Below are 16,329 nucleotides of genomic sequence, written 5' to 3'. Positions count from 1 at the left end.
TTTTTTAGTTTTCCGTTTTATTGTTGTGCCTTGTATTGTACTTGTTGCCCGTTTACCCTTGCATGCAAGGCAGCCACCGTGCTCCGTGCCGACTCGAACGCGCCGGCCATCCATGCATTTAAGTAGGTTAAGTGTTCGCCCGCAAAGTAAACCTGCTTATCTGGCTTTAGTAGAGCCGGGTATTGGTTTTTGCGGGTATCTGTATTGTAAACCGCCCAGCCGCCAAGGCTATATTTGGTTTTATGCCAGCTTACCGAGAACGAGCTTTCAAACTCCTTGTAATACTGCGGATGGATCAGCCTGCCTTTTTCAAGGGCAAATTTCTCGCGGTCGGAAAAGTTTAAGGCGCCAATTTTTTGCGCTTTCTCATTAAAATTATAGTAACCGATCAGGATTCCCTTTTTTCCCAGGTAATCATAAGATGGGTAGAACACCTGCGTAAGGTCGTTATTGGTATGGGTGATACCGCCATAGATATGCTCGTCCTCTTCCCAAAAGCGGCGCTTAAACTGCAAGCCAATTTTCCCTGTCGGTATGTATCCTATGTAATCTATCGCCCGGCTAACGTCGCCCGAGAAATTGTGGTTGATGTTGCTTAGTACCGGCAGGGGGAGCGTGCAAATGCACAGGTCGGCGTTTAGTTCGTGTTGACCGGTAGCATCGGTATATAAAACTTTTACGCCTTCGGGCAGGTTGGTAATGTCGGTAACCTCTGCACCCGTCTTTAAAAACGGGGCTATCTTTTTCTCTAAAGCCGATGCTATCTTATCCATCCCTCCAACCGCCTGGAACATCGTCATTTGCAACTCGTAGGTGTATTCGGCAACATTATAAAAATCGGGATCCATAAAACCTGAGTGGATCAAATCTGCCAATTTATGAGGGTCCCCGAATTTACCGGGTTTATCGCCCGCGCCATACATTTCGGTATAGCCACGCCGTGCCGATGCTTTATATAGTTTGTCTACATCCAAACCACCTTCTGCTTTAAGATACTCGATCACCTTTTCGGCATCTTCTTTGGTAAGTGCGTTATCCAAGCCGCCATGATCGATACTTTTGGCAAGCATCTCGCTCATGTACCCGCGAATATCGTTATGCACTTCGCGTACCTTTATCTTTTTATTGGAGAGTGGGCCTTTGCCTTCGGCGAAGTAATACGCGCCTTCGTTTACATTATTATATACTTGGATAGGCACGCCGAGTTCCTTACAGTAATGCAGGGTAAGTTCGTGGTTGTGTGGTATTCGCGATGGACCGGCGTTAAAGTACTGCCCTTCGTCGAACTTTGCTGTAGCGGTTGGTTTGTCTTTTTCTGTTTGGGTGCTGCCATTCCGGATGCTCCAGCAGCGGCCGCCGGTGCGTTGGCGGGCCTCTAATATAGTGCAGCGGTAGCCAAGTTTGGTAAGTTCGTAAGCGCTGGTCATGCCTGCTAAACCGGCCCCAAGTATCACAACATGTTTGCCGTTACCATTCCCTTCTAAGTTAAAAGCATGTGCAGGGGCGGGGCGCAATAAGCCTAAAGCCATCATGGCGGGGTAGGTGCCGCCTGCAAGCATAGCGCCCTTGCCTAAAAAATCTCGTCGGCTAATAGTTTTCAAAAGAAATTGTTGTAAAGTGCTTAGTGAGCTAAAGATAATTTATTTTCAGTTTAATAACGCATGGCAGTATATATTTTAATTATGATAATATCCACTAAGTTAATATACATTATTATCAAAAGGTAGGGAAGTGTTAAACGAATAACCTTACGATCATTGCCAGCAAAAACACATCGCGCAGCACTTTAATCGCGTTATGAAGGGTGTTGTAAATGGTGCGCTCGGTAAGGCCGGTGCGCTCGCTTATCTCGCAGAAACTTATCTGGTCAAAATAGCGCATTTGTACTATCTCAATTTGGCGGGGAGTAAGCTGGTTTAGGGCTTTTTGAAGGCGTTTTTTGGTGATCTCGTCCTGCTGACTGGCAATCAGAATATTTTCGTAAGGCTGTTCGGCTGCGCCGGCTTCTATTTCGGCTTCTTCTAAGGTGGTGGTGTAAGTATCTCGGCTGTATTGCTGGTAAGTTTTGTAAAGGATGCGCTTGTATATGGTAAGTACATATTGCTGTACATTTTGCACGGACGATAGCCTGTCCTGAATCTTCCAAAGTTCAATAAACAGGTTGTTGATGCTTTCCTTTACCAATTCGGGGTTCTTATACATGCAAACGCCAAAGCGGTACAGGTCGTCATAAAAAATATCAAAACAGGCGTAAAGGCCTTGTTGATCGCCCTGTACAAGCAACCCCCAATTTTTTTTTACGCGTTCTGTTTTAATGCTCATCTAATTGATCCCAAAGCGGTTTACATCCGTTTGTTAACTTAATGATGAAGGTATATAAAATCTTTGTAAATAATTTTAAAAAGTATTAGTAAAAAAAAATATTCTTTCGCACTTGTGTGTAAATACCAACTTAATGGACTACTTAAATTTTAATATCGAGGATTTTTTAACGGATACGAGTTTTATTAATTATTGTTATGACCTTAACGATGCCGATAAAGCGCACTGGGAAAACGTCATATTAACACAACCACTGCTAAAAAAGAAAATTGCCGATGCCCGAGAACTTTGCCTGCTGCTTAGCATCAAGATAAATAAAGAAGAAAAACAAGAGGCCCTTGCTAAACTAAAAGCATCCATAGCAGCCGAACAGCTTAAAACAAAATCGACACAGGCAACCAATGTTCGCCGTTTATGGCTGCCACGCGTTGCCGTTGCCGCTACCTTATTAGTGCTTGCCATTGGCTATGGTTTATACAAATACACTACACCTGTTTCGGGCGCGGTATTATATAGCCAGGTAACCAATAACAACTATCATACCGTAGGTCAAACTACCTTTAGCAACCGTAAAATATTGGTTTTGCCCGATGGCACAACAGTAACGCTAAACGGATCGAGTTCGCTAAAAATAGCTAATGATTATAATAAGAATAATCGCCACGTGCTTTTAACCGGCGAGGCATTTTTTGAAGTCACCAAAGATAAAACCCGCCCGTTTGTGGTGCTCACCAATAAAACTGCTACCACTGCATTAGGTACTTCGTTTAAAGTGAGCAGTTATGCCGATGCAAAAACAACAAGTGTAATGCTATCTACAGGTAAGGTTAGAGTCGAATCCACCCACGCAAAATCAAAAATTGCCGACCAGGTCCTGATTCCCGGCCAACAGGTTGTTTTAGCTGAGGGTGATAACAGCTTTATAAAATCGGGCTTTGACCAGGTTGAAATCCAAAATTGGAGAAATAGCAGGCTGATATTTACCAATGCCGATTTTACTGATATCGCTGCCAAAATTGCCAACACTTACGGCGTACAAATCAAAGCTGATGAGCAGCAGGCAGATAAGATTATGTTCACCGGCCAGTTTAACAATAAAAGCTTAACCGATGTGCTTGATGCCATTGGCTTTGTAAACAAATTCACTTACAAGCACGATGGCAGCACTATAACACTTGTATTCTAAAAACTAAACTATACTTAAACAACCCACCCCTAAACTATTTAAACTATGCTAAAAAACCTACCCGCTAAACGTTTTTTTTCGAAAATGTTACTGAGGATGCTCGGGGCAGTGTTCCTGGTTATTTATACCGGGGCGTACGCCCAGTCGGCACCGAAGGCAGAGCTTTATTCTTTCAACTGGCAAAACCAGCCGGTAGATAAAGTATTTAAGCAGATAGAGGATGCTACCAAAGTGCATTTCTCTTATAACCCTGCCGATGTGGACTTTAAGCGCAAAATAAACCTTAAGGTAACCAACAAGCAATTGAATGATGTTATTGAAGCTTTGGCAAGCCAGATAAACGTGCGGTATAAAATTGCCGGGGAAACGGTAATGATACAAGCGTATAAAAGCAATGTCAATGCTGTAGCGTTCACACTGAAAGGTAAGGTATTGGATTCGGACAAGTTAACCTTACCGGGGGTAACGGTTGTAAATACCAAGAATGACAAAACCGCAGTTACCAATAACGCCGGCGAATTTGCTGTAGAGGCGAACGCAGGCGATGTGGTGACTTTCAGGATGCTCGGTTTTGAACCATCATCTATTATTGCCAGCGAAGACGTAAAGTACGTAACCATCAATTTAAAGTTGAGCAGCACCGAACTGAAAACGGTTGTAGTTACGGCGTTGGGTATTAAACGCGAGCAGCGTGCATTGGGTTATGCCTTTGCCGAGGTAGACGGTAATGACCTGAAGAAAGCCCGGGAAACCAACGTCATGAACTCGCTCGCGGGTAAAGTTGCCGGTTTGGTAATCAACAGTACTGCAGGCGGCCCGGCGGGGTCGTCAAGGGTTATTATTCGCGGTAACACAACTATTACAGGTAACAATCAGCCACTATATGTGGTAGATGGCGTACCAATAGATAACTCAAACTACGGCCAGGTGGGCGGTGGCAAATACTCGGGTGGCCAGGATTTTGGCGACGCGATATCGGCTATTAACCCCGATGATGTGGATAAAATAAGCGTGCTTAAAGGCCCTTCGGCTTCGGCGCTTTACGGTAGCCGCGCAGGTAATGGCGTTATTTTGATCACCACCAAAAAAGGCAGCCAGCGTAAAGAGTTAGGCATCGAATTTAACAGCACGTCTTCTATAGAAAAACAATTAACCACGTTAGATGGCAACCAGTTTATTTACGGGCAGGGTAGTTCCGAGCAATTGGTGATAGATGCTGCGCAGGCAAAAAACACCCTGTTCAATAACTTTGGCCCGCGCCTCGATCCAAATTTGCAGGTAATTGGCTTTGATGGCGTTTACCGCCCTTATGCGCTGGTGAAAGATAATATCCAGGATTTCTTCCGCACTGGTTCAACCTTTACCAATACTATTGCCTTATCAAACTCAAGCGATAAAGGCAACTTCCGCCTTTCTATCTCAGATCTTCGTAACAATGATATTATTCCCGGCAGCAACATACGCCGTAACACATTTAACTTTAGCGGAAGCTCTAAATTCGGAAAGAATTTAACCGTAGAGGCAAGGGTGATGTACATGAACGAGAACGTTAAAAACCGCCCCTCGTTAGCAGATGACCCGGGTAACATCGGTAACAACTTTATTGGCCTTGCTAATAACGTTGACCAGGCTTACTTTAAAACAGGCTATAAAGACGTTGAAGGTAATTACGTAGAGTGGGGTGGCGGCCAATACAGGCTCGACCCGTACTGGGTAATTAACGAAATGAGCAACCGCACCAAAAAGAACCGTATGATAGGCGGTTTGCAGGCCAACTATGTTTTCACCAGCTGGCTAAACTTACAGGGCCGTGCCTCAACAGATTTTACCTATTTCGATTATGAGAAATTTAGCCCGATAACAACGCCGGGGTCATTAACCGGCAGGCTGGAAACTACTAATCAAAAGGTACAAACTACCGAAGCGGATATGCTGTTAACCGCTCAGAAACAGGTAACTAAAACGATCAACTTATCTGCAAGGTTAGGTGCAAGTTTATCTCGCAGCCAGGCACCGGGTTATACCGGCAGCTATATTGACATGGTTGCAACCGATGTTATCAGCTCAAACAGTTTTGCTGATAAAACCATTACGCAGCTTTCTCCGCGCGAGATGCAAACAAGATCGGTATATGGGTTACTAACAGCGTCCTATAAAAGCTTTTTATATGTAGATGCTACGGTTCGCCGCGATGCGGTGTCAACACTGCCGGCAGGTAAAAATGCTTATACCTATCCATCGGCATCAGCAAGTTTTGTGTTTACAGATGCATTTAATATCCCTAAATCTGTGCTATCATTTGGTAAGCTTAGGGTATCGGGAGCGGAAGTTGCCAGCAGCACCGACCCATACATGCTTAACTTAGTTTACGCCCTTAACCCGCAAAACTTTAACGGGCAGGCTTTGGGTGGTATCGGCACAACCATTAAGCCGCCGGGCGATGGCCTTAAACCAACCCGTACACGCTCTTTTGAAGTAGGTACCGACCTGAAGTTTTTTAACGACAGGATTGGTTTAGATGTTACTTACTACACGTCAAAATCAAGGGACCAGATCAATATCGTTAATATCCCCCTAAGCTCGGGCTTTACACAAAGCCTGGTAAATGCAGGGGTTATTAGTAACAAAGGTATCGAGGTAACCCTTAATGCACGGCCGGTTGTAACCAAAGATTTTAGCTGGGACCTTAACGTGAACTTTGCACGCAACATCAATAATGTTGAGTCACTTGCTGATGGTATCCCTTATCTGACGCTATCTGACGCGCGCTGGTTAGGAACATCTGTTGTGGCAAGGCCAAATACACCTTATGGCGCTATATTAGGCTACGGCGGCCAAAAAGACGACCAGGGAAACGCCATACTTGACCCGGTTACCCTTGCGCCGATGCAAACGGTAGACCGCGAAGTGCTTGGTAAAGGTACCTGGAGCTGGACGGGTGGTTTAAGCAGCTCATTCTACTACAAAAACTTTGGTTTAAGCTTCGTGGTGGATATTAAACATGGCGCAAGTTTATTCTCAATGACTAACTTGTTCAACGTTATACGTGGCGCGAGCTTAATAACCTTACCGGGCAGGGCCGAGTGGATCGCATCAGAAGAAGCACGCCAAACCGCTGGTATGAGCATTGAGCAATGGACAGCCGCAGGCAATGTTAGGGGCTACGTTCCGCAAGGTGTGGTACAAACAGGTGTTGATGGTGCAGGCAAGCCTATTTACGCTAAAAATACCAAGGCTGTAGATCCGTCTATATACTGGGCTAATTACTACAGCGATGGCAATGGTGTAGCAACGCCGTTTATTTACGATGCCAGCTATATCAAAATGCGGGAAATTACAGTAAGCTATAATATCCCGAGTGCGGTTTCATCAAAATGGGGCATCAAAAATATGTCTGTAGCGTTGGTTAGCCGTAACCCATTCATCATACATAAAAATGTACCCAATGTTGACCCGGATAGTAATTACAACAATGGTAACGGACAAGGCCTCGAGTACGGCTCGTTACCATCAAGAAAAAGCTGGGGCTTTAACTTAAACGTGAAATTCTAACCAGAGATATAGACTATTGACAATCATATAGATATGAAAAGATATATAAACAAAATAGCCATTGTGCTTTTAGCAATTACCACGCTGTCGGTATCCTGCAAAAAGTTTGAAGATTTTGGCACCCTGAATACCGACCCAACCAAGTCGAGCAACCTTGACCCGGTTAACCAGTTAGTGTTGACACAACTGCGCTTCTCTGGCGAGCTGACCATTAACGAGCGTACCAGCATTATCATGAGCATGCCTTTAGTGCAGCAAATTGGTGGCGCTTACTACACCCGTTACGGTTTCGAATACGTAAAAAACAGGCAGTATATGTCCGAACTTTGGGAGCTTAGTTACCCTAACGATGTGCTAAACATTGTTGACGCTACCGAGCGTTCTGCAAAAGACCCGCTTAAAACCAACTTGAACGCCATGTGCCGCATCATGAAAGTTTACATTTTTGCAAGGATGACAGATATGTACGGCGATATCCCATATAAACAAGCCGGCCGGGCATACCTTGCAGGTATTATCCGCCCCGAGTTTGATGCCCAGCAGGACATCTACAACGACTTTTTTAAAGAACTGACAGAGGCATCGGCACAATTAAACGCATCGAAGGATAACGTGGCCGCCGATATTTTTTATCAGGGTAATATTGCCTCATGGAAAAAGTTTGCTAACTCGTTACACCTGCGTTTAGCCATGAGGTTAAGTAAGGTAGACCCGGATAAAGCGAAAACCGAATTACAGGCTGCATACGCCGCCGGTATATTTACCAGCGCGGATGATAATTGCATAACCCACCATGCCGATGTGCAAAACAGCTATGCAGATATCCGTGGTAATGGCATCTCGGTCGCTATCAACCAATACCCTGACGAAGGCAGGCCACGTATTTGCTCAACTTTACTAAATGCCATGAGCGATGCTAACGATCCGCGTTTACAACCCATAGCCCGTAATTATTGGGTTAACCCCGATAAACCATCAGAAAGGATTGACGTGAGCGATGCTTTAAGGTCAAGGCCTACACCTTACCCTATTAAAGGTGTTGACCCGGGCAAATACAACTACGACGATTTTTTAGGTGCCGAAAGTGTTGACATTGGCGGTGGCCGAGTGGTACAAGTACCAAATAATGGTTTGAAGGTACAGCTTGCCAATTGGATGATCACCAATGACGCACCTTACTTCCACATCACTTATGCCGAAACCGAACTTTTATTGGCAGAAGCAGCACAACGCTGGGGGATCAATTTAGGTGGCGACGCTAAAACGCATTACCAGAACGGTGTGGCTGCAGCTATGAAACAATTAGCCCTGTTTAAAGGTGGACCGGTTATTACCGATACCCAGATCCAAAGCTTTAGAACTGATAACCCACTTGCACCGGGTAGCGAGCTAAAAGCGATTGATACACAACTTTGGATAGCTTTACTGTTAAATGGCCCAGAAGCTTACTCTAACTGGCGCCGTACAGGTTTCCCGGTACTTACACCTGCAATAACAGGCGAATCGACAACGACAACTACGCCGCGCAGGTTTGAATACCCGCTTACCGAAACCGAGCAGAACGCTGCAAATATCAATAAAGCAATTGCCAAATTAACCGGCGGACTTGATGACTGGACCGCACGTGTTTGGTGGGATAAATTATAATATATAGAAGGATGACGATGATGAGAAGGAATATTTGGTGCGTTATTTTCTTGGTTGCCTTTATGTGCAGCTGTAAAAAAAGCGCAAAGTCTGAAACAAAGCCGGGCGGCGATAAAAAACCGGTAGCGGCTGCCTCTTTTAGAGTGGTAGGTTACCTGCGCGAATATAATGTGGTTGATGGCAGGGCTATCCAGTTTGATTTTAGCAAGATAACCCACCTGAATATAGCATTTATAAACCCGGATGATAAAGGTACTTTCAGCACGCTTAGTGGGTTAAAAGAATTGGTTGTTGCCGCGCATGCTAAAAATGTAAAAGTTTTGGCATCGATAGGTGGCGGCCTTGCGCCGGAGTATTATACCACGCTGATAGCTGATAAAGGAAGCCGCGCTAAGTTGGTGGGCAGTTTGGCATCATTAGCCGACCAGTACAACCTGGATGGTATTGATGTTGACCTGGAAGGCCACTTTGTAGATGCCAATTACGAAACCTTCGTGGTGGAGTTAAAGGCGCTATTAAAGCCTAAAGGCAAGTTACTTACAACGGCTATCGCAACTGTTTATGCAATGCAGTACACCGACAAAGCGCTGGCGCAGTTCGATTTTATTAACATCATGTCGTACGATAAAACAGGGCCGTGGAAACCTGAAAAACCCGGCCAGCATTCGCCGTATGCTATGGCGGTTGATGATTTGGCTTATTGGGGCGGTACCCGAGGCATTGCTAAAGAAAAGTTAAGCCTTGGCTTGCCATTTTACGGTTATGGTTTTGGTAGCGGCGTGCCCGAGGATATGGCTTTCTCAGACATTATCAAAAAATATCATGGATCGGAAAAAAAGGACGAGGTAACTGTACCTGAAGGCGGTACTATTTACTACAACGGCCTGCCTACCATCAAAAGTAAAACTACCCTCGCGTTGCAAAAAGCAGGCGGTGTTATGGTGTGGCAACTATTACAGGACGATGCCGGTACAAACTCATTACTAAACACAATTGACGCCGAGGTAAAGGCAGCAAAAAAATAAGATATACAGCATATTAAATCATAAAAAAATGAAAAAGGTCTATCAAAAATTATCATTCCTGCTTTTAATGCTGGTTGCATTAAGCACGGGCTGTAAAAAAGACATTGCCAAAGAACAGGAGGATGCTAACCCGCTTCAACCAAGGATCTTCGATATCCTGAGGGAATTTTCTGGAGCGCAGATCATCAATGAAGGTGACTCGGCCAAATTTAACGGGATTGAAATTACCCCCGCCGGCAAAGCCAATGTAAGCTGGATGGTTGATGGGGTAGAGGTATCGAAAGATAAGAAATTTGCTTTTGCGCCTACAAAGGGTGGCGAGTTTACCATCAAACTAAAAGTATCCTACAACGGTGACTCGAGCGTGAGGAGCACTAAGGTATTGGTTAACCCATCAACCTATACCTTTAAGCCGTACACAAAGGTGGCTATGACCTATCTAACACAGGATGCCAACGCTTCAAACGTGAACTTTAATAACGTTACCCACATAGCGTACAAAATTGGTTTGGTATCTCCCGAAGGTGACCTTGATACCTCGCCGGGCGAAACAGGACAAAAAGCAAGAGAGATAGTTGCACGTGCGCACATCGCCGGTGTACCCGTTATTATGGGCATTAGCGGCAGGTTATCTGGTATCGACGGTTGGGCTATTTATGAGACCAATGATTTTGGTACCGCCATCCGCGATGCTGCTAAACGCACCAAACTGGTAGGCCTCGTTAAAGCCTATGTAGCCGCCAAACAAATGGATGGTGTGGATATCATGATGACGGATATTAACTCGGGAAACGCGCCGGACAACATCCACGCTATCGGTCCGTTCCTTACCCAACTTAAAGCGGCTTTACCGGCAACAGCTATCGTAACCGTTACGGTAACAACCAACTATCAGCATTGGGAATACCCGGATCTTTCTGCCGCGACCTGGGTTAACGTGCACACGTTTGAAGATAACATCCACATAGGCCCGGATGCGCCTGTAGGTCAATCGTCAAGCCTTGCCTTTATGCAAGAGGGTGCTGATAAATGGACAAACTTCCACCTCCCAGCAAGTAAATTGGTTTTGGGCGTGCCTGCATTTGGTTTGCGTTACAACGCGCTTAATGGTGCGGGTAATAACGAAAGCTGGGGATCATACGATTACATGACTTATAAAGACATTTTAACTGCCGACCCAACCGCGGCCGGTAAAGAATACACCGATAAATCCGGAAAAGGTGTGTATTACAGCGGTGTGCCGTTGGTTACTGCAAAGGCGGGTTATATCAAAACCGGAGGATTTAAAGGCGGTTACGTTTGGGCGGGCGATTACGATACACAGGATGCAAACTCGTTAATGCTGGCTTTATTTACCGGCTTAAAATAATAACGACCATGAAAAAGATATACTTTTTAGTGTTTGCGTTATTGGTAACCGCCATGTACAATGATTTAAACGCACAGGGCAAAACCATTAAATGGAGTGGCTACACCTGGAATGTTAAAGAACCAACCGAAGCCACGGGCCCCGGCCCTAATTATTGGAGCGGCGCTAATGTTTGGGTTGATGGCAGCGGCTGGTTACACTTAAAAGTAAGCAAAAACGCCACAAATGACCGTTGGGAGTGTGCTGAAGTGGCCAGTATAGAAAGCTTTGGTATGGGTACTTACCAATGGCAGATAGATGCTGACGTAGATAAGTTTGATAAAAATTTGGTACTCGGCTTGTTCGATTACTCGGGTACCGATGCGCGCGACGAGATAGATATCGAGTTTGCACGTTGGGGTAATTCGGCTTATCCAAATTTAAACTATACCGTTTACCCAAAAGCAGGCGACCCGCCAAGGCATACCAGCTATAGTACAGAATTTACATCGCCAAACGGTACTTATACCACCCACAGGTTTATCCGTACGGCAAACAGCGTTACGTTCAAGACATTGTATGGGCATCTTAATGATGAGCCGAGGGATAATTTGTTTTTGAGTAAAGAGTTCAAGAGCCCGTCGGTATCTGTAAGTAGCGTGAATATGCCGGTATTGTTAAACCTTTGGTTATTTAAAGGGCGGGCGCCAACAGATGATAAACCTTTCGAGGTTATCATTCACAGTTTTAAGTTTACTGCACAATAAGTTTTTGTTAGTTAGATTGAGAATTGCCTGGTTGTTGAGAAACATCCGGGCTTTTTTATGAACTATAATTCGGCTTGTGGTGTTGCGGCATTATCGCTTTTAACCTCGCAGGCATAACCAAAAAGGCACCTGTCCTTAATAATGGAGGCTACCTCTGCCGGTACAAATTGTTCCCAACCATCAGCACCTTCCTTTATCAGTTGTAAAACCTTGTCGGTTTGCAAGTTAAGGTTGCCTTTGTTGTAATCTTTAATGTCTTCTATTTTGTTGTTGGCTATCAGGTATTGGTAAAGGTCTATCAAATGCGGGGGCAGGGTAAATTTTTCGCTATTCCAGATCTGGCCATCGCGCAGGGTAGGGTATATAAACACTTTAACTTTACGGCTAAACAACGTAGCGAAGGATTCTAAAATACCGCCCGGCAGGTTCCGGTAATGTTCTTCGGTGAAAATATACTCTAAGTTAGGGTAACCCAAAACCACACCCATTTTAAGCTTGGTGATCTTAGACAGGTAGGCCACGAGTTTATAATACTCATGAAAGTTAGAGATAAGTACGTTTTGGCCAAGCGAGCAAAGGATATCTACCCGGTCAAGAAAATCTTTTTCGTCTATGTCGGCGTTTTCATCTGCGTCACGTTCTTTTAGCGATTGCAGGGTAAGCTCGGTTATCACCACAACATTATCCTTGTCAACATCGGGTTCATCTAAAAACTGCTCAACCCCGGTCTTTAACATATCGATGTGTACGTTAATTACCGGCCTGAACCGCCCGCGAACCACCACGATATGCTTCTTATAAAGCACCTCGCTTGGTTGCCTGTTTTTACCATTAGGGCCAAACAAGGCGGCATCAGAAAAGCCATATTTTACCAGGTAAAGGCTCATCAACCGGTTATCTACCTTGGTAAACGCCGGCCCTTCAAAGTGGATCATATCTATCTGGATGCGGTCTTTCGACAGATCATCCATCAGCGAGAGCAAAAAGCTAAGGGGTTGTTTATAATAGTTAAAACAAGCGTAGATAAGGTTAACACCCAGTACACCTACAGCTTGCTGCTGCAGGTTATTATTGTTATCTAACAGTTTTACATGCAGCAGTACGTCCTGGTATTTACCGTTGGGCTCTAACTGGAAACGAACGCCCATCCAACCGTGACCGTCATTCGTTTTAAAGTAATTAAGTGCCGAAAAAGTGTCAGAAAAGGCGAAGAAGGTAGTGGCGTGGCCGCGTTGTTCGGCAAGGCGTTCTATCAGCAGGTCATACTCTTTTTCGAGCATGGATAACAGCCTTTGCTCGGTTACGTAACGTTTTACCTGCTGGGTGCCATAAATGGCATCAGAGAAGGTCATATCATAAGCAGACATGGTTTTGGCGATAGTACCCGATGAGGCGCCGGCCTTAAAAAAGTTAGCGGCAACATCCTGCCCGGCACCTATTTCGGCAAAAGAACCGTAAATGGCAGGGTCGAGGTTAATGGCAAGCGCTTTTTGTTTTGTACCGAGGTCTTTATTATGATTGATATCCATGCGCCGGGAAGTTTGAATGAACGTTGTGTAAACTACTGTAAAAATACGTTTTTATACTGATAATGGGTGTGTTGCAGATAAACTTAACATCAGGGGAGGGTGTTTGATATAGAAATATTAAATTATATTTTCAGTAATTATTGAAAGTTTATGAATTTATTTTATATTTGTCTCACCAAACAATAGGGCGGATGGAAACAAATGATCTTAATATTAAAATTTTATTACGCCTTGCGGGCCTTGCGCAAATTGTGTTGGTGCTTGGTAGCCTCGCCATCCCTAAAGTGTTAATGTTCAAAGCCGGGCTTGTTACAGTTCGGCCACTCTTTAAACAAATGTTTTGGACCTACGCGGCTTATATCCTGGTCACCAATCTATGCTTTGGTTTACTATCATTATTTGCTTACCAGGATCTGTTGAACCATTCTGTATTAGCGGTATGCGTTACGGGCTTTATCGCCGTGTATTGGATCTCCCGGGTTTTGGTGCAATTCTTTTACTTTGACAAAGTCGACCTCCCCAACGGGCCCTGGCACAAAGTTGCCGAAGCGGTTTTGGTTACGCTATTTATCACATTAAGTGTAGTTTACAGTTTTGCTTTTTATCTTAACTTTCAGCAGATATGAACACCGCGGTTATCATTCATCTTGTTTGTTTCGGGTTTATTAACCTTGTTGTAATATTGGTTGGTTACTTGTTCTTAAAATATAAGATGGTTTGGGCCGGTTGGCTGATGCTGGTTGTAAGCATCCTTACTATATATCTTTTGTTTTTATACGAACAACCTATACTGCGCATGCTGGCAATTATTGCCACCACCTTTAGCTGCATGAAGGTTATTGCCGTTACCGAAGGTTATAAGAACAAACCGGTAACCCTTAGTTTTAAGCAATGGATAACCTATGCCATTGGTTGGGTAGGCATGCGCGCCGAGCCTTTTGAAACCCTCGGTGCACCCGCTTTGCCCAATGCCTGGCCAATGGTCCGCTTCGGTATTAGCCGTGTATTATTCGGGGCGATGCTAATCGGGTTGGCACATTTTATAGTAGCCCAACACATCAACCCAGGTATCATTTATATATTAGTAAGCATCCTGCTATTAGTAGGTTTTAGCCTGGTATTGCATTTTGGTTTATTGGGTATCAGCGCGGGTATGTGGCGCTTCTCTGGCGTAAATACCTATTACCTTTTCAGGCAGCCCGCAAAGGCCCTTAGCCTAACCGAACTGTGGAGTAAACGCTGGAACATCGCTTTTAGCGAGATGACCTCGATTGCCATCTTTCGCCCGCTGAAAAGCAAAGTAGGGGGTGCGGTAGCGTTAATGATCGCCTTTATATTTTCCGGTTTGCTGCATGAATTGGCTTTGAGCGTCCCTGTGAATAGCGGGTACGGTTTGCCCACGCTTTACTTTGTGTTACAAGGTTTATTGGTATTGGTCGAAAAATTCTTTACACTCAAGAAAATAACGCTCCTCCAAAATAAGGTGATCGCGCGTATCTGGGTTTTCTTTTGGCTCGTGGTGCCAATGCCATTGCTGTTCCACGCGCAGTTTTTAAAACTGGTGGTGTGGCCGTTGGCGGGTTTAACAATTCCCTTATAAAAAGAAGCAAAAATTAGTAGCTTTGGCTTAATAATTAACACTTATAAAGTTACGATCCCATGCAGGAAGCATCTCCGTTAAACCAGGTTGCCGAATTTCATAAAACATTTAAACACCCGGTTCTTGATGAGCCTACCATACCTTCACAAGCCCGTTGCGACCTGCGCGTTGCCCTTTTGGCCGAAGAGGTAAAAGAGCTACAGGAAGCCATTGCCGATAACAACCTGGTTGAAATTGCCGATGCCCTTTGCGACATTCAATACGTACTGGCAGGCGCAATTCTTGAGTTTGGCCTTGGCGAAAAATTTAAGGCCCTTTTCGACGAGGTGCACCGCTCTAATATGAGCAAAGCCTGTAACACCATAGAAGAAGCAAACCAAACCATTGCGCACTACCTGAAAAAGGATGGCAGCGAAGCGCATTACAAAGAAGAGGAATCGAAATTTTTAGTGTTCCGCACGGCGGATAATAAAACGCTGAAGTCTATCAACTATTCACCTGCAGATCTAAAGGGTTTGTTGTTGTAAAGTATCGACTACGATAAAAAAGCCTTTCAGCATACTACTGAAAGGCTTTTGTTTTGATCTTGGGTTCGGTTAAAGTGAATATCCTACAGATACATTAAAAACACGGTTCTTGATTTTATTATCGTTTTGTCCGGGTGCGATATTGGTCAATCCATATCCGTATCCGGCACTTAGCTGAAAGCCGTTGTTAAAGGCAAAACCTGCCAATATGTTAACTCCATAATCCATCCGTTTAAGATCATCAACATTGTTGCCTATGGTATAATTAAAGGTTTGATCCGGCTGTTTTACACCCCCAACGGTAGATGTGCTTTTAGCATTTGCCGACATCAGATAACCTGCGTAGGGCCCGCCGCCGAAAAAAACCTTACCGGGGGTAAGTTTTACATTATACAGTATATTAACAGGCAATTCTAAATAATTGTATTTGATAGTCCCACCAAAAGAAACGTTTTCAGTAGAGCCGCCGTTAACGTTTCTTGTCGTTTCATAATTAGCTTTAAAACCTTTCAACGAGTAGAATAGACCTGGTTCCACAGCCCAGTTGCCGAGCCGTATGTTTGCAAATAGCCCACCGTTAAATGCCGCCAAATTGTTGGTTTCATTTCCTTCGGGAATGGAGCCCCTGTCTACTGTGGCTAAATTTAAACCGCCTCTAATTCCAAATTTAACTGATTGTGCCGACAGCGTGTAAGTTGCTGCCATAAGAGATACTAAGAAAATTGCTTTTTTCATGTTTAAGGTTTGTAGGTGCTTAAACTAAACTTTCAATAATTTATTGCAGCAATAAAAAGGTTTTGTTATCAATTTTCAGGACGCTTGTTCA

Annotated in this window: 13 protein-coding genes; 9 read left to right on the top strand and 4 right to left on the bottom strand. The window is 44.4% G+C overall.

The genetic code is table 11. From position 1 onward, the window contains the following. Positions 1-17 precede the first annotated feature (17 nt). Both ABIB39_RS14880 and ABIB39_RS14875 read right to left on the bottom strand, forming a co-directional pair. Positions 18-1,601, bottom strand: coding sequence for a flavin monoamine oxidase family protein (locus tag ABIB39_RS14880; protein ID WP_354430952.1), 1,584 nt, complete (start codon positions 1,599-1,601; stop codon positions 18-20). 133 nt (positions 1,602-1,734) lie between these two features. Further along, positions 1,735-2,322 (bottom strand): RNA polymerase sigma factor, encoded by a 588-nt coding sequence (locus tag ABIB39_RS14875; protein WP_354430951.1) that lies wholly within the window; start codon positions 2,320-2,322, stop codon positions 1,735-1,737. Positions 2,323-2,455: 133 nt separating this feature from the next. Between ABIB39_RS14875 and ABIB39_RS14870 the strand changes: the two genes are divergently transcribed. From ABIB39_RS14870 to ABIB39_RS14845, 6 genes are all read left to right on the top strand, one after another. Continuing rightward, positions 2,456-3,508: a FecR family protein gene (locus tag ABIB39_RS14870; RefSeq protein ID WP_354430950.1), complete on the top strand. Its 1,053-nt coding sequence runs from the start codon at positions 2,456-2,458 to the stop codon at positions 3,506-3,508. A 45-nt stretch (positions 3,509-3,553) separates the two neighbouring features. Beyond that, a complete protein-coding gene (locus ABIB39_RS14865) occupies positions 3,554-7,060 on the top strand; it encodes a SusC/RagA family TonB-linked outer membrane protein (RefSeq protein ID WP_354430949.1) in 3,507 nt (1,168 codons plus the stop codon). Positions 7,061-7,093: 33 nt separating this feature from the next. Next, complete coding sequence (locus ABIB39_RS14860; RefSeq protein WP_354430948.1) at positions 7,094-8,707, top strand: SusD/RagB family nutrient-binding outer membrane lipoprotein; 1,614 nt, start codon at positions 7,094-7,096, stop codon at positions 8,705-8,707. 62 nt (positions 8,708-8,769) lie between these two features. Beyond that, positions 8,770-9,732: a glycosyl hydrolase family 18 protein gene (locus ABIB39_RS14855; protein WP_354430947.1), complete on the top strand. Its 963-nt coding sequence runs from the start codon at positions 8,770-8,772 to the stop codon at positions 9,730-9,732. Between the two features lie 28 nt (positions 9,733-9,760). Then, complete coding sequence (locus ABIB39_RS14850; RefSeq protein WP_354430946.1) at positions 9,761-11,101, top strand: glycoside hydrolase family 18 protein; 1,341 nt, start codon at positions 9,761-9,763, stop codon at positions 11,099-11,101. 8 nt (positions 11,102-11,109) lie between these two features. Continuing rightward, positions 11,110-11,847 carry a glycoside hydrolase family 16 protein gene (locus tag ABIB39_RS14845; protein ID WP_354430945.1) on the top strand — a complete coding sequence of 246 codons (738 nt, stop codon included), beginning with the start codon at positions 11,110-11,112 and terminating at the stop codon, positions 11,845-11,847. Positions 11,848-11,909: 62 nt separating this feature from the next. Here ABIB39_RS14845 and ABIB39_RS14840 read toward each other — a convergent pair whose 3' ends face one another. Beyond that, positions 11,910-13,376, bottom strand: a complete 1,467-nt coding sequence (locus ABIB39_RS14840; RefSeq protein WP_354430944.1) for a TonB-dependent receptor — start codon at positions 13,374-13,376, stop codon at positions 11,910-11,912. A 191-nt stretch (positions 13,377-13,567) separates the two neighbouring features. On the opposite strand from ABIB39_RS14840, the gene ABIB39_RS14835 reads away from it, so the two are divergent. From ABIB39_RS14835 to ABIB39_RS14825, 3 genes are read left to right on the top strand one after another with little or no spacing between them, the layout of a single operon-like run. Then, positions 13,568-14,002: a hypothetical protein gene (locus tag ABIB39_RS14835; RefSeq protein ID WP_354430943.1), complete on the top strand. Its 435-nt coding sequence runs from the start codon at positions 13,568-13,570 to the stop codon at positions 14,000-14,002. After that, positions 13,999-14,976, top strand: coding sequence for an MBOAT family protein (locus ABIB39_RS14830; protein ID WP_354430942.1), 978 nt, complete (start codon positions 13,999-14,001; stop codon positions 14,974-14,976). Before ABIB39_RS14835 ends, ABIB39_RS14830 begins: the two co-directional genes overlap by 4 nt. Before the next feature lie 59 nt (positions 14,977-15,035). Next, positions 15,036-15,503, top strand: a complete 468-nt coding sequence (locus tag ABIB39_RS14825; RefSeq protein ID WP_354430941.1) for a pyrophosphohydrolase domain-containing protein — start codon at positions 15,036-15,038, stop codon at positions 15,501-15,503. A gap of 69 nt (positions 15,504-15,572) precedes the next feature. On the opposite strand, the gene ABIB39_RS14820 is transcribed toward ABIB39_RS14825, so the two are convergent. Then, on the bottom strand, positions 15,573-16,238 hold the full coding sequence (locus tag ABIB39_RS14820; protein WP_354430940.1) for a porin family protein: 666 nt from the start codon (positions 16,236-16,238) through the stop codon (positions 15,573-15,575). Positions 16,239-16,329 lie beyond the last annotated feature (91 nt).

This window comes from Mucilaginibacter sp. UYP27 (assembly GCF_040547175.1).
Lineage (GTDB): Bacteria > Bacteroidota > Bacteroidia > Sphingobacteriales > Sphingobacteriaceae > Mucilaginibacter.
This window is presented reverse-complemented; position numbering and strand designations above follow the sequence as displayed.

Excerpts from the sequence above, each read along its gene's own strand:
- ABIB39_RS14860 (WP_354430948.1), top strand. The coding sequence starts at position 7,094 with ATGAAAAGATATATAAACAAAATAGCCATTGTGCTTTTAGCAATTACC.
- ABIB39_RS14855 (WP_354430947.1), top strand. The coding sequence starts at position 8,770 with ATGTGCAGCTGTAAAAAAAGCGCAAAGTCTGAAACAAAGCCGGGCGGC.
- ABIB39_RS14840 (WP_354430944.1), bottom strand. The coding sequence starts at position 13,376 with ATGGATATCAATCATAATAAAGACCTCGGTACAAAACAAAAAGCGCTT.
- ABIB39_RS14820 (WP_354430940.1), bottom strand. The coding sequence starts at position 16,238 with ATGAAAAAAGCAATTTTCTTAGTATCTCTTATGGCAGCAACTTACACG.
- ABIB39_RS14875 (WP_354430951.1), bottom strand. The coding sequence starts at position 2,322 with ATGAGCATTAAAACAGAACGCGTAAAAAAAAATTGGGGGTTGCTTGTA.
- ABIB39_RS14850 (WP_354430946.1), top strand. The coding sequence starts at position 9,761 with ATGAAAAAGGTCTATCAAAAATTATCATTCCTGCTTTTAATGCTGGTT.
- ABIB39_RS14845 (WP_354430945.1), top strand. The coding sequence starts at position 11,110 with ATGAAAAAGATATACTTTTTAGTGTTTGCGTTATTGGTAACCGCCATG.
- ABIB39_RS14835 (WP_354430943.1), top strand. The coding sequence starts at position 13,568 with ATGGAAACAAATGATCTTAATATTAAAATTTTATTACGCCTTGCGGGC.
- ABIB39_RS14825 (WP_354430941.1), top strand. The coding sequence starts at position 15,036 with ATGCAGGAAGCATCTCCGTTAAACCAGGTTGCCGAATTTCATAAAACA.
- ABIB39_RS14870 (WP_354430950.1), top strand. The coding sequence starts at position 2,456 with ATGGACTACTTAAATTTTAATATCGAGGATTTTTTAACGGATACGAGT.
- ABIB39_RS14830 (WP_354430942.1), top strand. The coding sequence starts at position 13,999 with ATGAACACCGCGGTTATCATTCATCTTGTTTGTTTCGGGTTTATTAAC.
- ABIB39_RS14865 (WP_354430949.1), top strand. The coding sequence starts at position 3,554 with ATGCTAAAAAACCTACCCGCTAAACGTTTTTTTTCGAAAATGTTACTG.